Below are 23,773 nucleotides of genomic sequence, written 5' to 3' on the forward strand. Positions count from 1 at the left end.
CAGAGGGGCGGAGCTGTGGGAAACGGTGTTTGCGGGCTGTGGGAAAGCGAGCAGCTTTTCCAGCGGGCCGTGAATATCTGTTTTCCATCGGCAGAGCGGCCGTTTTCCACATTTCCATAGTGCTATTCTGGAATATAGGAAGTTCCTCTTGCTGTAATCAGTCGATAGATGGTCAAGGGAATATACCAGGCAGCCACCAGCAGCCGCCAGACCAGGACAAAACCGCCGATCACTCCACCAATAATAAAGTTCAGCAGGAACAGCGGAAGAGCGGTTCCCAAAGAGCCGCCCGGCACGATCCAGGCAAACATCCGAGGGATGCCAAAAGGCAGGCCGCAAAGGATGAACAGCCATACATAGTCGGTGACTCCATCTTTTGTGTAGGCGGATTTGAAAATGCAGTACAGCAAAGCCGCCACCGCCACGGGCAGCACGCTCTTTTTGAAAAACTCTTTGATTACTTCGGATTTCGTCACAGTCAGCACCTCCATTCCTGGTTCCATTATATCAGCCGGATAACCATGCGCCCAGGGGTTTTGCAAAGACTGGTAAAAAGCGCCCAATCCCTGTTACTCCAAGTCGTTGCTCCGCTGCCGCTGCTGTTCCTGTTCCTTCGGCCTTTCTAGTAGGGCGTCCACATTCTGGCGGAGGGTATCATATTCCGTTTCTTCCCGTTGTATCTTCCGAAGTTCCGTTTGCAGGGCGGTCTTGCGGGCGGAGAGTCCGTCCAGTTCTGCTTTCAGCTTATCAGAGGAAGGAAGTTTGGCGAGTCCGGCTTTCTTGATCTCCCTGGCTGCTGCCTCGAACAAGATAATCTCGCTCTCGAAGCCACGCAGAAATTTTTCCTTGTCCTTTGATGCCTTGTATCGGTCATAGACGGGCTTCAGTTTGCGGTAGGTGTCGATCTGTTTTCCCAGGAGGACAAGATCAGTGATCCGCTGTTCCATATCCCGCAGGCTCTCTCTGGTGCGGATGGAGGCGGCGGCAACAGCGTCGCACCGTTCCTCCAATTCCTCATAGCTACCGATACCGTGTTCAGCGAGGAAGTTCATGGTGGCGGCTGCCCGTTTCAGATTCTCAATGGTGGCCCACCGCTGGTATCCGGCGCTCTGCTGGGCTTTGATGTTGTTCTGAATGTCAATGAGCAGGCTGACCGTCCCACTGCGCTGCTGGGGCTGTCTGGAGGGACGGGGGCCTCCGGCAATGCGGGAGACAACGGCTTCTTCCTTTTGTAATCGGCGCCCAGAGTTTTGAGCCGTGTAAACCGCTCCTGATCCGGCGCCCTGGCGGAGATATACTTTCCGCGCTTGATCTCGTATCCTTCCCGCTGCAAGCGGGCAAGCAAATCTTCCAGGCTGGAGGATGCGGGTATCCGCCGGTCGATGGCGGCTTTCAGCTGTGCCTTGTAGCTGGTGCCGTTCTGTGCGGCCTGATGCTCAATGTAGCACTTGCCCTTGTCCCGACCGGGGACGATGACGGACAGGCCGTGTTCTCTGCACAGCCGGTCACTGGTCCGGCGTATTTCGTGATAGCTACGCTTATTGGAATGGTAGTGCTTATGGTCGGTGAAGCTGACCGCATTGAAGATCAGATGATTATGAATATGCCCCTTATCAATATGGGTGGTAAGTACAAACTCGTACTTGCCACCCAATATTTCTTTTGCCAACTGCAGCCCAATCTCATGGGCTTCTGCGGCGGAGACCTCTCCAGGCTCAAAGGCTTGGATCAGGTGGCGGCCCAGGTGCGTGCCCTTGTCGATGGAATGGCGGCGTGTCCATTCAAATTCAATGTCGGCGGTCTCAGCAGCGCAGCCGAAGGAGGATACAAGCAGCTTCCCGTCCGTCTTGTCGGAATTGCAGATATAGTCAATGGCGGCTTTCAGCGTTGACTTAATAGGATGCGTCTTTGTAACTGCCATATCTGATCCAGCCTTTCCCGGATTTCCTCCATGTCAGCCTGATAGGTGGAGCCTTCGGCGTTGACCCGTTTGGCGATTTGGTTGATGTTCCGGCCAATGGCGGACAGGAGCTTGTTCATCTCCTTGATGTCCTTGGTGTCCACATAGATGATATATCCGTCAATCGCCATCTTCCGCAGGTAGGCACCGATCCTTTTTGTTTGGAGCTGGGCCATTTTCTGCTCGATTAGGGTGCGTTCTTCCGCTGTTACCGGGCAGCGCAGTATGATGGGGCGTTTTCGATTTACCATAGGGCGACACCGTCCTTTCTGCATAAGGGTTTGGGAGTATCCCAACAAGCAATTTTGTGTTTAGGGGCAAGGGGTTCCCTAAAGCAAAAATTCGCAAGTGTGGCCACACTTGCTGTGCTTGCTCTACGCTCCTCCCCCCGTAAATACAATGCCGGAAATACCTTCGTCTGCCCGCAAAATCCCGGATTTTTCAAAAAGAAAAGGGCGGCAGAGCCGCCCTAGGAAAACGAAAACAGAGGGTGCTCACACACCCTCCGTTTCTTTCGCTGATTGTTTAATTTTCAGCGCTCCGTCGATTGCGCCCTCAATGACTGGTAAATAGTGCTCCGGACAAAGCCTCAGTTTGTGGCTGACACACTGCCGCTGTGCGCTTTCCTCCCGCATGACCTCTGGATTAAGGTATCGTTCCACGGGAAGTCCGCACACTTTGATAAGCTGTATGATAACCGGCAGAGCGGGAATCGTATCCTCGTTCTCGATATTTGCGAGATACCGGGAGTCGATGTCGATGATTTCCGCCAATGCCCTGCGCGACAGATGCTTTGCGTTCCGTGCGGCTTTTACATCGGCACCGAAAGTTTCAAAACCGGGGCAATCTTCAATGTTCGCCATATAGCATCACCCACTTACATTGTATATTTCATACTTTGCCCGTGGAATGTTGCAATATGCTATATATCTACATTTTATAATTCATAATCTGGGGTTGCGCACCTAGTTTATCAGATACCAAGCAGCTTTCAACAGTTGGTCATTACAATATTGCATGAATCAAACTCTCAGTACCTGCAATTTCTGCTTCAACAATATATTTAGTTCGTTCAATATTAGCTTTTGCAATGGAAGGTATGTCGTCTTTTATGACTGTTATCTGCTGCTCAATTCCCTCAAGATAGCTATTTAATATTTTCAAACGCTGTGAAAGCAGACTTTGCGGATCATCTAACGCATCAATAAAAAATGCGGCAATCGAGAAAATGTTGGTATCATAGTCGAAGGACAAAATTGATTGCTGTAATGTTGCCACAAATTCTTGTTTCCCTTTGTCTGTAAGCGAGTAAATCGTCTTGTCGGGCATATTTCCATCCTTTTCAACGCTGCCATAAATATATTCTTTTTTCTCTAAGACTTTTAGTGTAGCGTAGACTGTCGAATTGGCGATGTTGTACCAACGATGAACATTCATGATTTGTAGTTGCTTGATAATTTCATATGGATTAAGCGGTCTTTGATTGATCAGACCCAATAACATAGTAGCAGATTTCGAGAGCATAACGCATACCCCTTGACTTTAGTTTTAAGTTGTAGTACTCTATATATAGAGTACTACAACATTATATTATAACTGTACCACAGTTATAATCAAAATACAAGGGGGAGTAAAATGCCGCAACTAAATAAGGGTGGAAAATATGTATTTGGACTTTCTGCCATCAGCAATAGGCGAGAAATACTTTTTCCGGCAGAGACTCTTGAACAATATCCCGTTCAAAAAGAAGGACGCATTATTATTTTCACGGGGAGCAAAATCACGGGCGGATTTTGCGTGACCAGCAAACAATTACTTGGGCAATCAAAATTGAAGCATATATTAGATGATTGTCCCGCATTGTCACAGTACACGATTGATGAAGGAGAATTCGTTCGCTATAAAGGACGAGGCTATACTTGGCTGCATATTTCTCAAAACGGTGTTGTGAGGCTGCCCGAAAACACGATGCGATATTTGAATCTTTCCTGTGGGGATATTCTCATGTCGATTAAAAGCAGTGACATCGCATTTACAATGGGAGCAAGAGGACCGCTTATGGACAAAGTACATTCTTACCCCGGTCATATCAAGGAATATCGGGTTACTTGCTGCGGGCAATAAGGATATGAGTCATATTGAGTGGGTATTATGTCCTGTCTGCGGCAGTAAAACACGATTAAGAATCCGCAGCGATACCATTCTTGAAAATTTCCCATTGTTTTGTCCCAAATGCAAGCATGAAACTTTAATCGCAGTTCGACAACTAAATCTATCCATCGTGCAAGAGCCAGACGCTAAGACGCAGAGCCGATAACACAGAGAAAAAACTCCGATGTTATCGGCTCTGTTTTCACTTTTTCTGTGATTCCCTCGGTGGAAGAAAAGGAAAATGCTACGGGGTAGATGGCTTAATAAGAGGGCCAACGAAAAAAGTTTTGAAGTTCATTTTTGGTCAGTTGCCTTGACTTTTGCTATCATTAATAGTACTATTGATAATAGTAAAAGTGGAGGTGTCGTTATGTCATCAATCGATTTAGTTATACTTGGCATTGTTTTGGAGAAACCCCAAAGCGCCTATGACATTCAAAAGGATGTGGAGTACCACCATCTTTCTCGCTGGACAAAAATAAGTGTACCTTCTATTTATAGAAAAGTACTCCAGCTGAGCGATAAGGGCTATCTTCAAAGCGATATTGTCAAGGGCGATAAGTTTGCGGATAAGGCCATTTATTCCATTACCGATCAGGGCAGAGCGTATTTCAAGGAGCTGATGGCCTCTTGTGCCGCTGGCACAGTACCCTTGCTATTCGATTTCAATGTGGTCATTACCAATTTGAACAAGATGGACAAAGCCGAAGCGTTGGAGCTGGTTTCGACTTTGCGCCGGAGCATACAGTCCTCGGCTGAATCGAACGAGGGCTATGCGCGGGAATTTGCAGACATTCCTTTGTTTGGGAGAACGATTTTTGAGCAGAAGCAGCTTCTCTATCGAGCCCTTCTGGAATGGCTGGATCACTTTGAAGGGCAGTTCTTAGAAGAATGAGTACAGGCCCCCAAAGCAGTTTGACCATCCTGTTCGAAGCTCCGTTTGGGCTGCCTTTTGTCAAGATAAAAAATCAAGATGCTGCTGCAAATTCAAAAGTTACCGGCTTTCGCTTCTTTTTGGATGATTTTTCGCATTTGAGTATCCAATGTGCTCTTTGCGTTCGGATTGAAAAAGATGTTGACGTTGTAAGTTGTGTTTCTGACTCGCATGGTCAACAGTCCGTCAGAGGGGCGATGTTCGGTCAATGTGATAGTTTTGCTCATTTGCGCTTCTCCTTTTACAATGTGTGTTCAGTTGCCTTTTGCTGGGGCTGTAATTTTTTCTGTTCAAGTGCTGCCTTGCTATCGTTCAACTTCTTCAGCACCGATTCCTTTTCCGGCATCTTGCCGCCCGGTGCAGAAAGCTGCTGCTTATTCAGCACAAGGTCGATATACTTGCGGATATTTTTCAGTGCGGAGATATCCGGCTGCAAGGTTTCCAGTTGGGTGCGCAGCTCTGCGCTGCTGGATTGCAGCGCAGAAAATCCGGCATCCAATGCCGAAAAATCCACCGCTGTGCTGCCGTTCAGCTTCATCAGAGTGCGGACAGCTTTGTTGAAGGTGTCCAGCTCCTCCTTGTGCTGGGCGGCATAAGCGTCCTTGATCAGCTTGAAGTTCTTCTTAATAAAGGCATCATGGATTGGCTTCAGCTTGGCGTGGACAGCGGCAGCGTCTTTAATCTGGGCGATTGCCCGCATACGGTTTTCGTTCTGCTTCAACTGTCTGCGGAGAGGGGCGGCAGTCTGGTTCAGGTTAGAAATTGCGGTATCCAAATCCTCGATGGTGTTCAGAGAATGGGCTTTCAGATAATCAACAGCCTGCATGATTTCGGCAAGGTCACGGGCGGTACATTTTATCTGCGCCCTACTCGACCAGTTGCTGCGCTGCTCGTTGCGGAGATTGAAGTAATCCGCCAGCAGGTCGGACAGCGTGGGTTCCTTTGCCTTTTCCAGAGCGTCCAGAAGAATCTGTTTCTTTTCGGTCAGGTCTGCGATCCAGCGTTGCAGACCACGGATGGTGCTGCGGATGGACTGCATCAGGCTGTTGGCGGCTCGAATATCCCGGTTGAGGTTTCCGAGAAAGGTTTCAATTCCTCGTTTTTCCATCTGGTGTGCGGCAGGGCCGAGATGGACGGTCGGAATCTGCTGCACTCCCTGCCGCTCGAATGAGCGGAGGTCAACACGTTCCGGTCTGCCAGCGGCTTCAAGGTAACGGTTGGTAACAACTTCCCAACTGTGCCGCCAGACCTCGGCATACTTCTGGTCGTTCCAGTCCACCGTGTTTTCCTTGTGGCACTTCCAGTTGCCAGAGGGGAGCCGGATGCGCTCACCGTTTTCGTCAAGGTCGTACACTTTTCTGGCTTTCGGAAGCCACTTGCCGTGTTCATCCATTGCCCGGAGCGTCAGCAGAATGTGGGCGTGTGGGTTGCCATCGCCCTTGTCATGGATGGCGAAGTCAGCAACCATGCCTTTGGAAACGAACTGCTCGTTGCAAAATTCTTTGAGCATGGGAAGGTACTGGTCTTTCGGAACTTCTCTCGGAAGTGCCAGCACGATGCGGCGGGCAAGCTGTGAGTTCCATTGATTCTCCACGGCTTCTACTGCGTTCCAGAGCGTGGCACGGTCTGCATATCCGGGCGGCGCATGGAGCGGCAGCATGATCTCGGCATGGACGAGTTCTTTCTTCTTGTTGTAGAATTTTGTTTTCTGGTCGTACTCGCTGAACAGTCGCTCGCCGCTCTGGTAAGCGACTCCGGCCACAGCAGACTGCCCTTGGCTGCGTTTTACGATGGAGATTTTGAAGTGCGGACACGGAATCGGAATCACCTCCTTGTGAGCATTTGAAACGTTCTCTTGTAAAAAATGTGGATTTATGATACTATTATCTTGGATAAGTAAACAGAAAGCTGGTGAGCCAATGTCGGAAAGAAAAACACAACAGGAACTGGATTTTGAACGGAAGCACGAAGAAGATTTGCAGCGGATTCGAGAGTTTCGTTTGATTGATGATGATTTTATGGCTGCGGTGTTTGAAGACCACGACTGCGCAGAGTTCTTGCTCCGAATCATTCTGAAGCGAGACGATTTGATTGTGCGAGAGGTTCATGGACAATACAGCATTAAAAATTTGCAGGGACGTTCGGTTCGGCTGGACATTCTGGCGGTAGACCGAAACAACCGTGCATACAATATTGAAGTCCAGCGCAGTGACCGGGGCGCCAGTGAAAAACGTGCTCGCTACAATAGCAGCTTGCTTGATGCAAATCTGACAGATTCCGGTGAGGAATACGATGCGTTGAATGAAACTTATGTCATCTTTATCACAGAAAACGATATTTTGAGGGCGGGGCTTCCGATTTATCATATTGACCGAACTGTTCAGGAAACCGGAATGATCTTTAATGATCAGGCTCATATCATCTATGTCAACTCGCAGATCAAGGATGAAACGGCGCTTGGTAAATTGATGCATGACTTTTTCTGTACCGATTCCAGCAAAATGTACTATCCCATTTTGGCCAATCGAGTATGGTACTTCAAAGAAAACGAGAAGGGAGTGGCAACTATGTGCAGAGCTATGGAAAAAATGCGGGACGAAACCGCTGCTGAGCAGAACATCAAAACTCTTTTGGTGTCTGTAAAGAACCTGATGAAAAACATGAATCTCAGCCCAGAACAGGCTATGGATGCCATGGGGATTTCTGAGGATGACCGTAAGATGTTACTGCAACGAATTTGATGCTCTTTTGATTGAACTTTATCCCTAAAAATTCAAAAGCCGACTAGGATTTTCCCAGTCGGCTTTTGTACTTTATATCGTGTTCTTCTGCAAAAAGATAGCTGCAAAGCAGCGCAAGGAAAATACAGTTTTCCTTGGGATGGAATCGGGCTGGCGCACAAACGCCAGCTTCGATTTCATCGAGCCGTCTGCAAGACCGCAATTTCACCGGAACGGTGTATAATTGCGCCCTTTATTCTAAAGGGTTTTGGACGTTGCTGCGTTCGTGAACATCATGCACCATCTTTGCAAGAGCCAGTACGACTTCCGGCTGACGGAACGAGATCTTCAGAAGCTCCATCACCTGATCGTCGGTCAGTTCTCCCGGACAGACCAAAAAGCTTTCCAGCATTCCGGCACGAGTGCAAAGGCGATGCACACGCTCTCTCCGGTTCAGCTTTGACATCTGACGTTCAAGGATTTTCTCCCGGTGCTGACAAGAGCGCAGCTTTTGTTCGGCTTTGGATTTTTCGCTGCGGAGGTAGGATAGGCTGTTTTTTGGTTGGGTCAATGGCATCACGCTCCTCTAATGATTTAAAAAAGGAGCAGCGCATCTATGAGCTTTGGAATCTCACAGATACGCTGGTTCTTGAGCTATATAAAAAGATTTATACGATTAGCGAATAGCATCCCATTTCTTAGTAAAACGGTTGTACCTTAGATGGTTGCGCAATACATCTTCAGCATCCTTATTGCCTTTTTCCGCTGCAAGAGAGAACCACTGTCCAGCTTTATTATAGTCAATTGGCACAGTGTAGTAGACGTAGCCTGCTTGATACATTGCATAGACACTACCCTGATTTGCAGCTTTTTCGTACCAGTAAATTGCAGCTTTGACATCCTTAACAATATAGGCACCTTCATAGTATTTATCTGCAAGGAGTTCTTCTGCATAGATATAGTTTTGTTCAGCCGCCTTTTTTAGCCAACGCTCACAACCAATATACGGATTAGCACCGCCAATAAAGCAAGCATCCCCCATCTCTTTATCAATATAGATTCTGGCAAGTTCATATTGCGCTGCGGCAACTCCTGCACGTGCACCATACTCGTAGTATCGTGCGGCTGCGACGATGTTAGGCTTTTCAAGACCGGCACCAGTTTTACAGCAATAGCCACAGTATATTGTCGCATTCAAATCGCCTTCCCAAACAGCTGCACGGAAAAGTTGAAATGCCTTTTTTTCGTCTTTTTGAATGTTTTTTCCAATCAGGTATTCATAACCCAGCTTACGCATGGCAACAGCGTCACCTGAATTGGCTTTTTGAGTTAAGGTATTGATGTCTTCCATACTTTTTCTCCTTAATCATACATGCTAGAAGTATTGTTGTTATTTAGCCATGCTTCAAGACCAGAAATCAGAATTTCATTGATGGACTCAATATAATTCTTGATTTTAGGATTCTGAGCTTGTTTTAAAGTAATCAGTCGATTTTGGTATTTCTGATTCTGTTCGATTGTATCAACCGCCTGAGTGCATTGGGAGTCTTTCGTAGGCAGATACAACGCATAAATAGCGAAGGAAACTTGTGTCATGGTAAGCTGTTCACCAGTAACAACAAACGAAAGCCACGGATATTTAGCGCTGTCGGTTGCTTCAATATAGACGGAAGGCTCGTACTCTACTTCATTTGAGAGTACTGCACCGCAGTTTTTAATTTTGGTTGTATACAGATCACCAAAATTTTCATGGAGATACTTATCAAGGTAAACTTGCATAGCATCTGTACTCCAGCGAATATTTTTTTGAGGAATTTTCTTGTTCCATTCAGCAACAACCATAGGAAGATCGAGTGTTTTGTCCTCGCTAGTTAAAAGGTTCATATAGGAGTTTATTTCCGAAACTGTCCAAGAAATAAATCGATAATCATATGCAATTTCATTATCACTTGTCTGAATGCTAAATTCCTCTATGCTGTTGGCCGCATTACTAATGTCATTTTGATTAAGATTTTTCAAAAAGTTTAACCGACGATCAATTTGCTCAGTACGAGGAATATTGTTTTTGACTAAAAATTCAAGAACCTTTCTCTCCTGAGAATACATTTTGAGGTAAGCAAAAACTTTCTGAAGTATGAAAAGCTGATCTTCCCAGCTAGATGTACAAATCAGAGGATAATATTCAAGGAACTCATCGAGATTGGTATCAACTTCCTGCGGGCTACCAGATTTCGAAGATTTAATAGATTGAGCAATCAAAAGATCGATTGGCAGGATTTGCTCTGTTGATGCAGAAATAAAAGGATTATCTTTTCCGACTTTTTCTTTAGCTGTTGAAAGCCGTAAATAATTCATAATAACCGTACAATATGTATCCAAAAGAAGAGCGGTAGCTTCGTCTGTTTCCTCCATAGAGAGACAGAGAATCATTTTTTTCATACCTGCATAAGGAGCAACCTCTTGATCGGCAAAAAGTAAATTGGAAACAGCAGCAACATAGTCTTCCGATTTCAAAATATCTTTCAAAGCTGCAAGCCTTGACAACGGACTGTTGCTTCCAACCATCGCGAGATAATTATCAGAATCATTTTTGGCAGCTTCTAATCCTTCCGCAATGCTGTCGAAATCTGTCAAAAAACTGCAATCGGCATTGTCAACAGGGAAGAAAGCATCATAATGACGATCCAAGCCTCGAATGCTAGGGACAATATCGGCGAAGCGCTGTAAATTGTGAATTGTCTGCATAACAAATCGAATGGAAATACAACACTTTTGATGCAGTTTAACTAGAGCTTCGCAGCATAGATTAACAACATCAGCTGCCTCCTGCTTATAGCTATCGCTGTTCTTCAGTTCATCGCTCAAACTATCCACAGCAGAAAAATCAAATTTTCCGGTATCCTCAAAAGAATCCATCAGAACATCAAAGGCATCATGAATGATAGTATTCTTTTTAGCCGCAAAATAGTTGCTTCTTTCATGCGTGAGCCAGTCTTGATAGAGTTTTTCATTTGCTTCAGCGTTTTGAGCATCGCGCTCCATCATTATCTTAATGAATTTTTCGGTTTCATTTTGATTCATTGTTTCTGTGATAGTTTCCTTTGCGATATCGGCGGCTGCCGAAAAAAGAGATCCGAGTAAGCCCATAAATAATTCCTCCCATTTTAAATTTGATCTAACTGACGGTAGACTTTTTCCAAATCCTGCATAGCTGAAATGACTTCACCTTTTAAGCCGGTTGCTTCCTGTAAGTGGTCATCCAGCTTGTTTACTCCTTTCTCTAATGATTTTCCAACACCTAATGTGTCTAACAGCTTCTTGGTTTGGTCGAGTTTCTTCTTCGCCTTTTGACTATCTGTGATTTCATCGTCAACATTTTGCCGGATTTGTTCAAGGCTCTGTAGATTCTGATTTGCATCCTTCGAAACGTCATAAGCTTTGTTCTCAACATCACGCAGAGAATCGTTAATGCTTTCCATAAGGGTAGCTTGAACAGCTGAATCTAAATTTGAAGAATCCAACGCAAGCCCGGCATCCATAAGACTCTTTTTTTGTTGCTTTAACTCGTCCAGCTTTTGTTTTTTATCTTCAATAGTTTTCTTTACCTCAGTGATTTTCGTTCTGGAATGCTCAATACTAAAATTTTCAGCCATAATAATACCTCATTCTAATTGGCCATTCGAATCAAGAAAAACAACGTTATTTTTGATTTTTTGTTGGAGAGATTCTCCTATACTGCGAATCAATTCATCCAACATCGCTTTTCTTTCGGCTGAAATGAAAAGTTCATTTATCGCCTGACAGTCTCTTCGGTATTGTGAACGAAGTATTACAATCGAGGTGTAAATATTTTCCATGTGCCAATAGAAATCTGTGATTTGAGTGGATGTATGTACGGATGAGTCATATTCGGAGAGTGCACAAAGAGCTTCAACCTCCTTTTTCTTTAGTGATTTAACATTTTCTTTTAGAGTTTCTAGCTTTAGATTTTCTTCTTTTTGCGCCAACTGAAAAAATGCTGGCTTGTGAAGCATAATATCATATAGTTCGTCGTCATTGGGCGTTTCAGAACCATGACCTTTTTGCTCTTGAATTCTGAGTTCAAATGGTCGCTGAAGTCCTTCATAAGACATTAGGGCCTCACCCGGACGATAAACTGCAACATGTTCTAGTTGAATGCCACTAGCAGACATTGTGCTGCCAATCAGTTGTCGATCATCTATAGAGGTAAGTCTATGAATCAGCTTGATATTAGTATTTTTAATAACTTCAGGTGCCATAGCAGTAGGAAGCTGGTCTGCGATGATAATACCTTCGCGTAAAGCACGAACCTCTGCTAACATTTTAACGATATATGCTGTAGCGGCAATTTTAGGATTTGAATCTTGACCAGATGCTACTTGTGCTTCAGGAGCGATAAGGTTATGGGCTTCTTCGATAAAAATGATATGCCGGACAACCTTTTCTTCATCTGCACGAGGAGAGGCTTTCAAAGTTTCTCGAATGAGGGTACATAATAACAACGTAACAAAGTTGGCAGGACCTTCTCCTAACGATTCGAGTTCTACAATGACAGGGTGCTTTAGCCATTCCTCTGGAGAGAATGTAGAGTGTTTTACATCAAAAATGTCCTTCATTTCCCGACGTAGGAGACTGCCAATACGCATTTCCAGAACAGATTGAATATTACCTTGAATTTCGCTGTCATAAGTTGTTTGGCTAAGTTCTTTTTGAAAGCGATCATATAATTCCGACATGGTCGGATATTCTTTTTCCCCGGTGTTAATATCATTGGTATTCCAACCATGTGCTCGATAAATACCTTCGATAGCTTTATCCAATATAAAAGGAGCTGGTGGAGCAATCGGAAAAGCACCCTCAAAAACCTGACACAGTTTAGAGATATGTTCTGAAAGTGTGAGTCCTTTCGGGAATTCGAAGGGATTCAACCTCATAGGAAATTTTGTACTAGCTGAAGGAGAAAGAATAATTAACTCTGGAATATCATACCTAGAAAGTTCTCGATATTCACGCTTGGCGGGTTCCAAAACCAAAAAAGGAATAGGATCACTTTCTTCTTTAAAAGTGACCGACAAATTATCGGTATCATCCTTGATTAGCTTTTTATGATGCCATAGGCTATTAGCGAGATGCAGCATGGTGTTAGTTTTACCAGAGCCGGGAACACCACATATGAAAGCGTGTTTTTTGAAGGATGATGCATCGATAAAAGCGCTCAACCCATTGTTGGTTTGTCCAAGGTAAATGCCAGTTTGCTCCAACTTCGGAGCAGTTTCCTTCTTTATTTCGATATTCTCGCCATCAAATAGTATTGGAAGCCGAAAGAAAGAAGAAAGTTCATCAAGTGTATAAGCGGTTGGCCAGAATGCTAAAGAGGGTGGTAGAAGATTGCAGTAAGGCTGATTTACTTCCTGCAATTCCAACGGTGTGGCCGTACTGGGAATTTCCTGAATTTCACAAGTTCCTTCTTTGATAGCTTCTCCGCAGACAGCATCCATCAAAAAATGCGCACTACTTTTTTGGTTTGCGTAAAGTAAAATGTTGGCAAAAAAACAAGGCGATTTGGCAACATCTGATAAAAACTCTTCGTATATCCGTAGGGTTTCTTCGGCTGAGACATCTCGCGGACGATTTTTGTTATCGGCGAGGGTGATTTGCCCACTACGGCCCAATGCTTTCTCACGTAGAATTGCGATAGGCTTTTGTAAGGCCTGCTGTGCAGTTTTATAGGTGTCACTTCCATAGATTGAAATATGATAAACCATATCCTCATTAAGAGCCTCTGCGGTTTTTTCCATTTCATAAAGACGTGACTTGGGATTGGATTTCCAGCCTTCGACTGTAAATAGCGTATCTCCTGTGGAAAGACGTGTTTGTTCTTGTTTTTTGACTAGAAGAATATTTGTAAATGATTTCCGCAAGCAAACAGGAACATCTTCAATAGGAGCAATCTTATAGTAGTCAGCTAAAGGACTTGCTTGCATAAGCGCATCTATTGATTCAAAGTTTACAGTCTGATCGGAAGAAAATGCCAAGAAAATTTGCAGACGACGCCCTTTTGGACGTTCATGAGTATAGCTAAGGAAAAAATGTAGGGTTGTATGGATTAGAACAGTATTCCTTTGCCATTGACGTAAAAAACGATTATGTCGCTCAAGAATACCATCTATACCTTGTTCACCAAGAGATTGATATTTAACTAGCTCTAAATCGGGAATGTACGGAATCTCATAGAAATGCCACATCATGGGGTACGCCCTCCGTGCAATCGAAGCAATTAGTCTTCATAACTAAGACATCCTTGGCGCTCTCTCGGATAGTAGTAAGTATCATAATGCGAACAGTACTGGCGGCCATTACTATCACGGTCATAAGGGTTCCAATAGATACATCCGTCAGAACAGTTGTGTCCGCAAAAGGCACCCGCAGGAATTTTCACAGAGGTTATATTGTTTTTGTCCATAATGTTTTTCTCCTTTTTATTGTATTAAAGTGTCAGATTCAATTCTTCGGGCGTAATAGAAAGTCCGGATAATTGATCATAAACTGCGAGATAAGGGAAAACTCCAGTATGAGGAATAACAATCGGAAAATACAACTTTTTCACATAAGCATTCATAATTGATCGAATATAGACAATATCCGCAGATGACAAGCATTGACATCCGTGCCCCTCTTTATGGGTGTGAAATATTCCTTTAAAAATAATTCCTTGAGCGTCCCAGTCCGATATTGTTTGATTCAAAAGCAATTCATTGGGAACATACTGGCAAGATTTCCTAAAAGATATTTTTCCTGAATCAACAAAAATGGTATTAATTGTGTTTTTTGATTGCCCAAGCAAGCCACCCATTTCAGGTGGAGCGGATGGAAGGTTGTAGAGCAAGTTGTACAAAGATTCGGTAATTAACACGACAAGACATCCTATAATTACAGTAGTGGAACTTAATATTATAGCTGAAAATAGCATACTCACTTTTGGGTTAGCGGTTGCTTCGAAGTGTTCTTTGAATTTAAAAGGTGTACTTTTCAAAATTTTGCAAAGCTCACTCTTTATAAGGCATTATGCCACAAATCTCGCTTTAATTCAAGAGAAATTGGAAGTTTCAACGAAAATATATCATCGTTTTAAAAAGTACACCTTTCAAAATTTTGCAAGGAGTTTGCTTAGGTGGACTTTTCAAATTGGATAGATTTCCCATAGAACGTACCTACGGGTAAATCGCAGGTTTCCGCAGCTTCTTTAAGGGTCAATTTCTTATCTCTCCATGCTTTATGCACCTCATAGAAGTTGTCTGGAAGCGGCCGGGGCGGTCGGCCAAACTTCACACCGCGAGCCTTTGCCGCTGCAATGCCCTCTGCCTGCCGCTGCCGGATGTTGGTGCGCTCGTTCTCCGCCACAAAGGAGAGCACCTGCAGCACGATGTCACTCAGGAAAGTGCCCATCAGGTCTTTGCCGCGCCGGGTATCCAGCAGCGGCATATCCAGCACCACGATGTCAGCGCCTTTTGTTTGTGTGAGCAGCCGCCACTGTTCTAAAATTTCAGCGTAGTTTCGTCCAAGACGGTCGATGCTCTTGATATAGAGCAGATCGTCTTTTTTCAATTTCCGCACCAACCGCTTATATTGCGGACGGTTGAAGTCCTTGCCAGACTGCTTGTCCATAAAAATGTTTTTCTCCGGGATTTTCAGTTCCCGCAGTGCGATCAACTGCCGGTCCTCGTTCTGGTCACGGGTGCTGACCCGGATATAGCCATATAAATTCCCCAATAAATTCGCCCCTTTCTGCTAAAAGTGATTTTCATCGTTCTATATAAAACGGGCAAAGCATCCCTCCTGACGCTTTGCCCGTTGCTCTTTATTCTACCATAGTAGATCGGTTATCGCTTTCAGGATGCCCGCACAGGCTGGATAGCCAGCGCAGCGCCCCTAACCTGATACGTCACCCCACCGGCTTCGCCCCTTGCATTTCTCTGGCACACCTTCGGGTGCTGCGATGCAAGGGCATCAAGCTGCTTCTGTAAGGCAGGATTCAGCGTAAACACGCTGTTCGTTCCGTCCTCACTGGCGTAGATCATGGTCTCCAGCTTAAACATCGTCAATCAGTTCTTCCCCCACGGATTCGTCAAAGATGGTCGGTCCCTAGTCCTCGTCCTCCTCGATGTCCTGCATCAGGAGCAGCATGTTGGTGTAGCACTCCATCTCAGCACGGACAAAGTAGAACATCTGGTCGTACCAGTCTGCCAGCGTTTCACACTCCAACTTCCGGCAGAAGTCATACACCAGCTTGTTCTGGTCTGGGTCAACCGTCAGCCCGGCAATCTCGTACAGCCGCTTGCGGGTCAGTTCCAGATCGGCGCAGCCATAGGTGAAGAGCAGCTTCTTTTCTTCAAACGTCAGTTTCATAGGCTTGTACCTCCGTATTAAAAAAGGGCCTGCCCTGTGCAGACCCGATGTAACAAAAAAGACCGCCGTGCGTTGTGCAGGGCGGTCAGAGATGCAATATTGTATCAGACAAAAATCAGCTCAGACTTGATGATTTCCTCGGCGCGGTTTCGGATGCTGTTCATCCGGCGCACCCATTCCAGTTGATCGGCGGCTTTCAGGTCTTCGGTCACGCCCTCGGCTTTCTGCATCTGCCGGACAGTCAACGCAAGCTGTTCCTCGGCCTGCTTGTCCAGCTTGGCAAGATAGCCGCCTAACTCACCGGACAGGAGCAGTTGGTTATACCGGACAGGGTGCTGCTCCTTCAGATACGTCTTATGTAAGCGGCCCCACCGCCCGGTGGGGTACTCTGCCGAGGCTGCTGCGGTCAGGTTCGGCAGATAATGGTCGTTGACAAGGGTGTAGTCCAGACCGTTGGCGTTGTCATGGATGGATTTTTTCATGGTAGTCATGCGGATTCTCCTTTCATTTCTTCAGACGGTTCAAATTGAATGGGAACTGTATCAGCAGGCACCTGTTGAGCCAGCTTTTTATTTTGGGCATACTTGCGGCATTGTTCACGGCCTTTCTGCAAGAGGGCTTCATACTCTGCTGCCGCCTGTGGATCAGTTTTAGCAGCTTCACGCAGAGCAGCACGTTTCTTTTTGCGGTTTTCCCCGGCAGTTTTCTGATATTTCTTACGCTTGGCAAGTCGCTGTTCTGTAAGATTTTTCTTGTCGCCGCGACTAATCTCAATTTGACTAGGGAACGTGTCACCGATAAAATTGAAGTAGATGTCGATTTGCTGCTGACGGTAGATCGTCCGTCCGCCAGATGCGGAATGAATCACCACTTTTTCTACCAGTTCGTACAGCATTTCATCTGTCAGCGTTTCACAGTCCTTGTATTTCCGAATCAGTTTGATAAAGCGTTTCAGATCAACTTTCGTTGTTTCAACGACGTCCAGTTCTTTCTTCAACTCGGCAATGCGAGCTTCGCAGACAGTTTGTTCCTCATCGTATTGCGCCATCAACCGCTGATACTGTCGTTCTGGGATTTTTCCTAAGACGCTGTTTTCATATAGGCTCCGAATCAAAGCGTCCAACTCGTTTATTCTTTTTTGAACTGAATGCAGTTCTTTTTTACTCTCGGAAGATACCTGTGTGTTTTGGCTTTCCCATGCAGCTTGAAGCTGCTCGGCAAATTCATCCTCATTTTCAATAATTTCTTTTGTCATCGCTTTGATTGCATTGAGAATAGCGGCTTCAATGGTTGAGGTTTTGATAAAATGGGATGTGCAGGAAACGTACATATTACGGTATTTGCTGCACTGCCATGAAGAATCCGAATCATACACCACATCAGAATCCCGATGTTTGGATTCGGGGCTGGAAAAACTCATTCGGGAGCCACAGTCAGCGCAGAACACCATCCCGGCTAAACGGTGCGAGTATGTTCCGCTCGGAAGTTTTTTCGGATTCCTCTTGCGCAGACGCTGTGCTTTATCCCATGTTTCTTGGTCGATGATAGCTTCATGGGTATTTTTGAATACAATCCTTTCTTCCGGGGTCGCAGCACGGCGCTTTTTCAGTTTGAAGTTCTCACGGATGCTTTTACATAGCACTGTATGGCCGAGGTATTCCTGTCGGTCAAGAATATAGGTCAAGGTGGTCGTATTCCATCGATAGGGGTCGTGATACGAATGGTTCCGGGCCGCTTCGGGATGATGCTGTTCTTCGTATGCAGACGGAATCAGCACTTTTTCTTCCGAAAGCGTCTGCCCGATTTGTGCAAGACTGGCACCGCTGGCTGCCATATCGAAGATCCTGCGGACAACGGAAGCTGCTTCCTCATCTACATGAAGAGTTTGCTTATCACCGGGAACCCGCTTATAACCGTAGGGTATACTGCCGCTGCACCGTTTGCCATCCTGCATCCGCGATTTGAACACAGCGCGGATTTTATTGCTGGTATCCTTTGCGTACCACTCGTTCATGATATTCAGGAAAGGGGTAAAGTCATTGTCTGTGGGATTGGCACTGTCAACATTGTTGTTGATAGCGATGAACCGAACACCCTTTGAAGGAAACTGAATCTCTGTGTAAAATCCAACTTCCAGATAATTGCGTCCGAAACGGCTCATGTCCTTTACAATGACAGTTGCAATATGCCCGGTTTCAATCTCGGCAATCATGGACTGGAAGCCGGGACGGTTGAAGTTTGTTCCACTGTATCCATCGTCCGTAAAATGCTGGATATTGTTAAAGCCGTTTTTGCGAGCGTAATCTTCCAGATACTTTTTCTGATTCAGAATGCTGTTAGATTCACCTTGCAGTTCATCATCTCTGGAAAGCCTTTCGTACAGTGCCGTGATTTTTCCTTGGTTGGATTTTGCCATAGTTTCACCTTCTTTGTGTTTTTAGTAGGGGGTACGATATGTAACAAAGATACGATATTTTTATCCTCTTGTAAACGCATCTTTGCTTTATCCTTGTTCATTATAGCCCTTGGGATCGGTGACTACATAGGAACTGTGCATCTGCATGAGGGAGGGTTTGACGAAAAAACGGGTCTTGCCGCTGCCACTGCCGCCGATGACCAGGATGTTTTGTTCCGGGCGTACTTGGGATTTTTCGGGCGGCTGGACATGGTGAGCTTTTCCGTCTGGGTTAGAGGGATGTTCCAGTCGGGGATCGGATCGACATAGGGGGCAATATCGGCCGCCGTGCCCCATCGTGCGCTGCCGTACTCAACGCCCTTGCGATATTTCTTTGTATTCTTGCTCTTGGCGTACACCGCCAGCCGGACGATGCCCACCCCGGCGATACCTGCCAGCAGGTCCAGCGGATGCAGGCTTGGTGCCGCATAAGAAAACGCCTCCGTAAAGCCCTGACTCAAATGCAGGAACTTTTCAGAGGCGTCAAGACCGGGCGCAAGGCGCACCGCCTGGCAGAGCTTATCAAAGAGATACACGAACAGCAGATACGGGAGGTTGAGGATGAGAGCCTTCTTCAAGCCAACCGTCATAATTCCACACCCCGGTCTTTGGTTTTGACCTTCTCCCGCTGGCGGTGCTGGGCTTTGGACTGCTGTTTCGCCTGCTCCAGCTCCTTGCGGATAGAGGGCTTTTTCTCTTTCTCCAGGTTCTTTGCGGAGAACTCCCGGAAGGCCGCCGTGATAACGTCGGCATCCCGGCCCTTGAAGAACACCAGGTAGCGGGGAATCTCGTCGCTGGTGTCCTTTTTCAGAGCAAAGTCAATACCGTACTTCTTGGCGGTGGCGGAAAAGGCCCTGATGTTCTGGTCGGTGATCTCGATGTTGGAAACGCCGGTGTTGTGTTTCATAATCTGTCGGAGGGTCTGCTTGCCGTGGTGTAGCTTGGTTTTGTGGCCGGTCACTCCTTTCTGCATCTCGTCCAGCACTTTTTTCATGGCCTGTTGCAGCATTCCGGCGGAGAGTTTGGTGGCCTCCACGCAGAGGGCAACGGTGCGCTGGGTGACTTCTTCCTGCATGGCCTATCATCTCCTTTCTCCGCTGCCGTATAGGTCGTGGTTCACCAGGGACGCATAGTAGCTGTCGATGGTGGCCGAGGCGTTATACAGGGCAGCCAGCAGATATTTCTTGATGTTGCGGACATAGGTGGTGTTCTCCCGCATACGGTCCAACACATACTCGATGTGGGAACTGTTCAGCTTCAGGAACCGGGATTTGACCACCTCCGCCGGATAGTCGTCCCCGGCAATGCGGATCGTCTCCCTGCGGGAACAGACGGTGTCCACCATGAGCTCCACCAATTCATTCAGCATATCTCGGTCCAGCCGGTCATCCCGGCATAGATAGTCATACTCGATATTCTCCAAAATGAGTTCCCGATAGCTCTCTCGCTCCCGCATCCAGTCCCGTCCGGTCCGGTTAGCCCCTGCGGGGGTTTGGGGGCTTGATTGGATAGGATTTGATCCTTCCGTACTTGGTGAATCAGTATTTTGTTCTTCAGGATTTCTTTTTTCTTTATTTAATTGCGGCCGGTTTTCCAGACATGGGTTATCCATATCCGGGTTTTCCGTATCTGGACAAGCCGTATCCGGCTCGTCCTCACACGGCTGGCCCGTATCCGGGGGATGGGGCGTCTCGTAGATGACATACTCCACATCCACGATCTTGCCTTTGCTGTCCCGGAGCCGATTGCGGACTATGTATCCGGCTCGCTCCAGCTCCTTCAGGGCGGAGCCAATGCTATCCGTACCCTCCTTGCAGATTTTAGCCAGGCCCCTGGTGGTGTAGTTCCAGTTCTCCGGCAAGGACAGCATCATGGAGAGAAGTCCTTTGGATTTCAGTGACAGCCCCGCGTTGCGCAGGTGGTGATTGGACATCACCGTGTAGTCGCGGTTTTTCTCAATGCGAAATACCGCCATCTTATCACCTCCTTTCGGCGGTCTGGAAAAGTGTTTGTTTTCGAGGAAAAGACGGCCTCTATGCCGCCCAGATGCCCAAGAGGGGAAAACCTATGGGCGTCGGCCGTCCAGCTGATTGCGGGAGAAAAAAGTGAGATTTTTGACCTATTTCCATTCCATTTTTGTAATATGTATTAAAAATTAAACGAAAAATGTAATCGTGCAAAAACACCATAGGATTACTCCTATGGTGTTCTGGAAGGCAATGGAAAAAGAGATGGTTGTTAGATTTAGGGAACTGTGGTACAATAAATAATAATCTGAAATTTATACAGTCAAAAGTTTATCTTGAGGTGATTGCTATGAAAGTGGTTAATTTCACTCAAATTAAAGACGAATTAATTAATAATATGCGCAGAAAAATGTTAATTCCAGTGATTGGATCCGGGTTTACTAGAGGGTGTGATGCTTACAAAGGTAAAGTCCCATCAGGGAAAGATTATAGTGAATATATGATAAGCAAAATTGCTGCGCAATTATCCTTGGCACAAGCAGAAATTGACTCGCTTAAAAGGGATTCGTTTTCTAATGTTTCGGATATATATCATCGCGCTATCCCCATTTCTTCCCAAAAAGAATATTTAAAATTCAACTTTACCAAAGTAAAACTAGAAGATGTTAAGCGGAAATTTTTGGGACCTTTTTGGCCGTATATATACACGCTTAATATCGATGATGGAATAGAGTTTAACAGTTGTTATCGGCACATTGTTTATTCCAATCGCCCCATTGAGAAGGGAATTTTTGATGATTTTTCTTGTGTAATTAAGCTGCACGGTGATGTGGCAGAAATGCTCACATATGAAGACGCTAAAAGTGAAGTCTTTACACAGAAACAATATGTAAATAGTTTAAAGAGTAATGAATCGTTGCTAAAAAAATTACATCATGATAGCATATATCAAAATTTAATTTTTATTGGCTGCAGCTTAGATGATGAAATTGATTTACTAGCTTGTTCGTCAGAAAACGAGATTGGTAAAGCAAAATATTTTTGCACGATTAAAGAACCCAGTCCATTAGAGCAATTTAAGTATGAGAAATACGGAATAACTCACTGCATTGTTTTCAATTCATACAATGAAATATATGAATGCCTATATGAAGCAGGGCAAGAGGCTGAAAAAATAAGTGTTAATGATTTAGATGAATACAAACATTTCTCGATTATACAATTAGCTGATGACTACGAGAGTAATAAACCGTATCTGTTTTTTGGAAAAAGTTTAATAAGCAAAGATCACGCAATTTCAATTCCCTATTTCTTTATCTCAAGAAAAGTTACAGCTTCTATTTTTGATAATCTTTCAACTCGCCCACTTCAATTTATTGTTGGTTCTGGGTGTAGTGGAAAATCCTATGTCCTTGTTGATATTGCATGTCGGATAAAGAATAGGGATGTTTTCTTCTTTGAAACAAAAGACCGACTGACAGATCAAGCATTTCAAGATTTAACTTGCAAAAAAAACTGTGTAATTCTTGCAGATGACACCTCTCTTTCGGACGATCAGATTGAATATTTTGTTTCCCATATTTCTTTCCTTAAAGAAAATGATGTAAATGTTGTTATCGCCGTTGACAAACATAATAGGGCAGTTAATGGAATCTTAAAACTACACGAGGTACAGGGGGACATTAAATCGGGTGATATTCCTCAAATTCCCATAGGTAACAAGTTAAATAATCAAGAATGGCGACAAATTTCACCACTACTTACAGCGGTCAGCGCAGGAGTATTCAAAGAAACTGATACTATTGTTGATAATATTATTAATTTGAGCAAAGAACTTTCCGAAAAGAACAAGTACTATAATATCGTACCACGCTTTGACTCTGTTCCAGAAATAGCTGCGCTTATAGCTTTGGCGACTGAAAGAAAGATATACTCAGCAAGGGCTACGCAACTGGAATTATACGATGAGTTGGCTATACAATGCAAAGCTACTGTCCCTCTAATAGATCAAGAGTCAACATGGACTTTTGAAACTAGTTTTGATGATAATTCCTCCATAAAATATGTGGTCAATGCTGAATTCTGGCTATGCTATCAATTAGGAATATTTGCTCGTGAAGAGAAAAATCATAAAGCAATAGTAGAAGCTTACAAATACATAATTACAAGAATCTTATCTTTAGAAGGCACACCGAACTTATTGCGTGGCGACAAAAGCAATTCTTACGGTGCATATATACTTTTTGATAGCATTAATAAAATTTTCTATTCAAACAAAACCGGAGGAGAACATGGATTAGGTTTGATTAGAGAAATATACGAGGGACTAAACAAACTTCTTTCAGCAGATCCCAATTATATGCATCAACGAGCTAAGTGCTATATTAAATCGGCATACTTCGAAAAAGAGCAAGCCAAAAAATTGGAGTATCTTGACAAAGCATTTAGAGATGCTAATGTAGCATTTCAAGTATTCGATAGTCGTTATAATGAATACCATAACGAAAAAATTTATATTTCGGCTTCACATGTTTTATATACTAAGGCTCTTATTTTGAGTCACAAATGCTATGTAAACAGCTATGCAAGTGTTGAGGATAACACAATAGCCATTCATACCCTACACAATGCATTAAGTTCCCCGTACAATACCTATGCTTTTGCAAAAAAGGACTCCTTTAACTATCTTAATGTAGTTTCCAAAATAATATGTGAAACTATAGCAAGAAAAACTCTTGTATCGTCAGATGCCTATCGCGATCTGGAAGATTTGTTCCAAATAATTTCTGAGTAAAACCGATCTTATAATTGCCATAAAATGTAGTAAGCGCCATCGTTGCAAAGTCGATGGCGCCACTACTGGTTATTAAATTTTTTCCTCTGGTTCTTCCATGGCCAGCCAGTCCTCAAACGACTTCCGAGAAATGCGAATCGCATAACCGATACGAATTGTTTTGAATTCTCCGGAGTTTACCAGCCGGTATGCAGTAGATTTTGCAATGCCAAGGATTGCGGCAATGTCATCCACGGTATAGGTTCTGTTGCTCGGCAGCTTCTTTTCCTGCGATGTACTCATAATTTTGCCTCCCATTTTTCGTAGGCATTTTGACTATGCCTATCTGATTTTCCTTGTGGAGAAGGGGCTTTCTGCCATCATCC

The 23,773-nt window shown here is 44.8% G+C and carries 25 protein-coding genes and 2 pseudogenes; 5 read left to right on the forward strand and 22 right to left on the reverse strand.

The window, feature by feature from the left end; all coding sequences use genetic code 11:
* Positions 1-122 precede the first annotated feature (122 nt).
* The 5 genes and pseudogenes from J3351_RS04605 to J3351_RS04625 all read right to left on the reverse strand — a co-directional run bounded on the left by J3351_RS04605 (position 123) and on the right by J3351_RS04625 (position 3,484).
* Complete coding sequence (locus tag J3351_RS04605; protein ID WP_337926895.1) at positions 123-563, reverse strand: DUF6050 family protein; 441 nt, start codon at positions 561-563, stop codon at positions 123-125.
* 6 nt (positions 564-569) lie between these two features.
* Positions 570-1,921, reverse strand: a pseudogene (locus J3351_RS04610) (relaxase/mobilization nuclease domain-containing protein).
* Positions 1,882-2,211, reverse strand: a complete 330-nt coding sequence (gene mobC / locus J3351_RS04615; protein WP_117505388.1) for a plasmid mobilization relaxosome protein MobC — start codon at positions 2,209-2,211, stop codon at positions 1,882-1,884. The pseudogene J3351_RS04610 and the gene mobC overlap by 40 nt, the downstream one beginning before the upstream one ends.
* A gap of 243 nt (positions 2,212-2,454) precedes the next feature.
* Entirely contained in the window at positions 2,455-2,823 is a 369-nt protein-coding gene (locus tag J3351_RS04620) for a helix-turn-helix transcriptional regulator (RefSeq protein WP_156061946.1), read from the reverse strand.
* A gap of 142 nt (positions 2,824-2,965) precedes the next feature.
* On the reverse strand, positions 2,966-3,484 hold the full coding sequence (locus tag J3351_RS04625) for a PadR family transcriptional regulator (RefSeq protein ID WP_097800013.1): 519 nt from the start codon (positions 3,482-3,484) through the stop codon (positions 2,966-2,968).
* A gap of 111 nt (positions 3,485-3,595) precedes the next feature.
* On the opposite strand from J3351_RS04625, the gene J3351_RS04630 reads away from it, so the two are divergent.
* From J3351_RS04630 to J3351_RS04640, 3 genes are all read left to right on the forward strand, one after another.
* Positions 3,596-4,084, forward strand: coding sequence for a hypothetical protein (locus tag J3351_RS04630; RefSeq protein WP_097800014.1), 489 nt, complete (start codon positions 3,596-3,598; stop codon positions 4,082-4,084).
* 4 nt (positions 4,085-4,088) lie between these two features.
* Positions 4,089-4,277 (forward strand): cysteine-rich KTR domain-containing protein, encoded by a 189-nt coding sequence (locus J3351_RS04635; RefSeq protein WP_097800015.1) that lies wholly within the window; start codon positions 4,089-4,091, stop codon positions 4,275-4,277.
* A gap of 204 nt (positions 4,278-4,481) precedes the next feature.
* Complete coding sequence (locus J3351_RS04640) at positions 4,482-5,006, forward strand: PadR family transcriptional regulator (RefSeq protein WP_117505393.1); 525 nt, start codon at positions 4,482-4,484, stop codon at positions 5,004-5,006.
* A gap of 92 nt (positions 5,007-5,098) precedes the next feature.
* Here J3351_RS04640 and J3351_RS04645 read toward each other — a convergent pair whose 3' ends face one another.
* Together J3351_RS04645 and mobQ are read right to left on the reverse strand one after the other, a co-directional pair.
* The gene (locus J3351_RS04645; protein WP_156061944.1) at positions 5,099-5,272 is read right to left on the reverse strand and encodes a hypothetical protein; all 174 of its coding nucleotides are present in this window, start codon (positions 5,270-5,272) and stop codon (positions 5,099-5,101) included.
* A 14-nt stretch (positions 5,273-5,286) separates the two neighbouring features.
* On the reverse strand, positions 5,287-6,864 hold the full coding sequence (gene mobQ, locus J3351_RS04650) for a MobQ family relaxase (protein WP_337926896.1): 1,578 nt from the start codon (positions 6,862-6,864) through the stop codon (positions 5,287-5,289).
* 100 nt (positions 6,865-6,964) lie between these two features.
* Between mobQ and J3351_RS04655 the strand changes: the two genes are divergently transcribed.
* The gene (locus tag J3351_RS04655; RefSeq protein ID WP_117533906.1) at positions 6,965-7,786 is read left to right on the forward strand and encodes a PD-(D/E)XK nuclease family transposase; all 822 of its coding nucleotides are present in this window, start codon (positions 6,965-6,967) and stop codon (positions 7,784-7,786) included.
* A gap of 232 nt (positions 7,787-8,018) precedes the next feature.
* Here the strand turns inward: J3351_RS04655 and J3351_RS04660 are convergent, their stop codons facing one another.
* The 14 genes and pseudogenes from J3351_RS04660 to J3351_RS04725 all read right to left on the reverse strand — a co-directional run bounded on the left by J3351_RS04660 (position 8,019) and on the right by J3351_RS04725 (position 20,622).
* Positions 8,019-8,342, reverse strand: coding sequence for a DUF3847 domain-containing protein (locus tag J3351_RS04660; RefSeq protein WP_117527665.1), 324 nt, complete (start codon positions 8,340-8,342; stop codon positions 8,019-8,021).
* A 99-nt stretch (positions 8,343-8,441) separates the two neighbouring features.
* Entirely contained in the window at positions 8,442-9,116 is a 675-nt protein-coding gene (locus J3351_RS04665; RefSeq protein ID WP_117950304.1) for a tetratricopeptide repeat protein, read from the reverse strand.
* 11 nt (positions 9,117-9,127) lie between these two features.
* A complete protein-coding gene (locus J3351_RS04670) occupies positions 9,128-10,912 on the reverse strand; it encodes a hypothetical protein (protein WP_156061943.1) in 1,785 nt (594 codons plus the stop codon).
* Between the two features lie 17 nt (positions 10,913-10,929).
* Positions 10,930-11,418, reverse strand: a complete 489-nt coding sequence (locus tag J3351_RS04675; protein WP_055192367.1) for a hypothetical protein — start codon at positions 11,416-11,418, stop codon at positions 10,930-10,932.
* Between the two features lie 9 nt (positions 11,419-11,427).
* The gene (locus tag J3351_RS04680) at positions 11,428-14,034 is read right to left on the reverse strand and encodes an ATP-binding protein (protein ID WP_156061942.1); all 2,607 of its coding nucleotides are present in this window, start codon (positions 14,032-14,034) and stop codon (positions 11,428-11,430) included.
* A 239-nt stretch (positions 14,035-14,273) separates the two neighbouring features.
* Positions 14,274-14,699 carry a hypothetical protein gene (locus J3351_RS04685; protein ID WP_129873419.1) on the reverse strand — a complete coding sequence of 142 codons (426 nt, stop codon included), beginning with the start codon at positions 14,697-14,699 and terminating at the stop codon, positions 14,274-14,276.
* Between the two features lie 254 nt (positions 14,700-14,953).
* Complete coding sequence (locus J3351_RS04690) at positions 14,954-15,556, reverse strand: recombinase family protein (RefSeq protein ID WP_117527673.1); 603 nt, start codon at positions 15,554-15,556, stop codon at positions 14,954-14,956.
* Positions 15,557-15,675: 119 nt separating this feature from the next.
* Entirely contained in the window at positions 15,676-15,882 is a 207-nt protein-coding gene (locus J3351_RS04695) for a hypothetical protein (RefSeq protein WP_117527675.1), read from the reverse strand.
* A gap of 46 nt (positions 15,883-15,928) precedes the next feature.
* A complete protein-coding gene (locus J3351_RS04700) occupies positions 15,929-16,192 on the reverse strand; it encodes a hypothetical protein (RefSeq protein ID WP_117527677.1) in 264 nt (87 codons plus the stop codon).
* A 104-nt stretch (positions 16,193-16,296) separates the two neighbouring features.
* Positions 16,297-16,683, reverse strand: a complete 387-nt coding sequence (locus J3351_RS04705; protein ID WP_117527679.1) for a TnpV protein — start codon at positions 16,681-16,683, stop codon at positions 16,297-16,299.
* Positions 16,680-18,608 (reverse strand): recombinase family protein, encoded by a 1,929-nt coding sequence (locus tag J3351_RS04710; protein WP_117527681.1) that lies wholly within the window; start codon positions 18,606-18,608, stop codon positions 16,680-16,682. Before J3351_RS04710 ends, J3351_RS04705 begins: the two co-directional genes overlap by 4 nt.
* A gap of 105 nt (positions 18,609-18,713) precedes the next feature.
* A pseudogene (locus J3351_RS04715) lies at positions 18,714-19,237 on the reverse strand (type IV secretory system conjugative DNA transfer family protein); the annotation flags it as partial.
* Positions 19,234-19,722 carry a PcfB family protein gene (locus tag J3351_RS04720; protein ID WP_156061937.1) on the reverse strand — a complete coding sequence of 163 codons (489 nt, stop codon included), beginning with the start codon at positions 19,720-19,722 and terminating at the stop codon, positions 19,234-19,236. The gene J3351_RS04720 and the pseudogene J3351_RS04715, both read right to left, overlap by 4 nt.
* Before the next feature lie 6 nt (positions 19,723-19,728).
* A complete protein-coding gene (locus tag J3351_RS04725) occupies positions 19,729-20,622 on the reverse strand; it encodes a DUF6017 domain-containing protein (RefSeq protein WP_207697219.1) in 894 nt (297 codons plus the stop codon).
* A gap of 341 nt (positions 20,623-20,963) precedes the next feature.
* Here J3351_RS04725 and J3351_RS04730 point away from each other — a divergent pair, with 341 nt between their 5' ends.
* On the forward strand, positions 20,964-23,408 hold the full coding sequence (locus J3351_RS04730; protein WP_156061936.1) for an SIR2 family protein: 2,445 nt from the start codon (positions 20,964-20,966) through the stop codon (positions 23,406-23,408).
* 72 nt (positions 23,409-23,480) lie between these two features.
* Here J3351_RS04730 and J3351_RS04735 read toward each other — a convergent pair whose 3' ends face one another.
* Positions 23,481-23,690: a helix-turn-helix domain-containing protein gene (locus tag J3351_RS04735; RefSeq protein WP_181966865.1), complete on the reverse strand. Its 210-nt coding sequence runs from the start codon at positions 23,688-23,690 to the stop codon at positions 23,481-23,483.
* Between the last annotated feature and the right edge of the window lie 83 nt (positions 23,691-23,773).

Source organism: Faecalibacterium sp. Marseille-Q0746 (genome assembly GCF_017377595.1).
Lineage (GTDB): Bacteria > Bacillota > Clostridia > Oscillospirales > Ruminococcaceae > Faecalibacterium > Faecalibacterium duncaniae.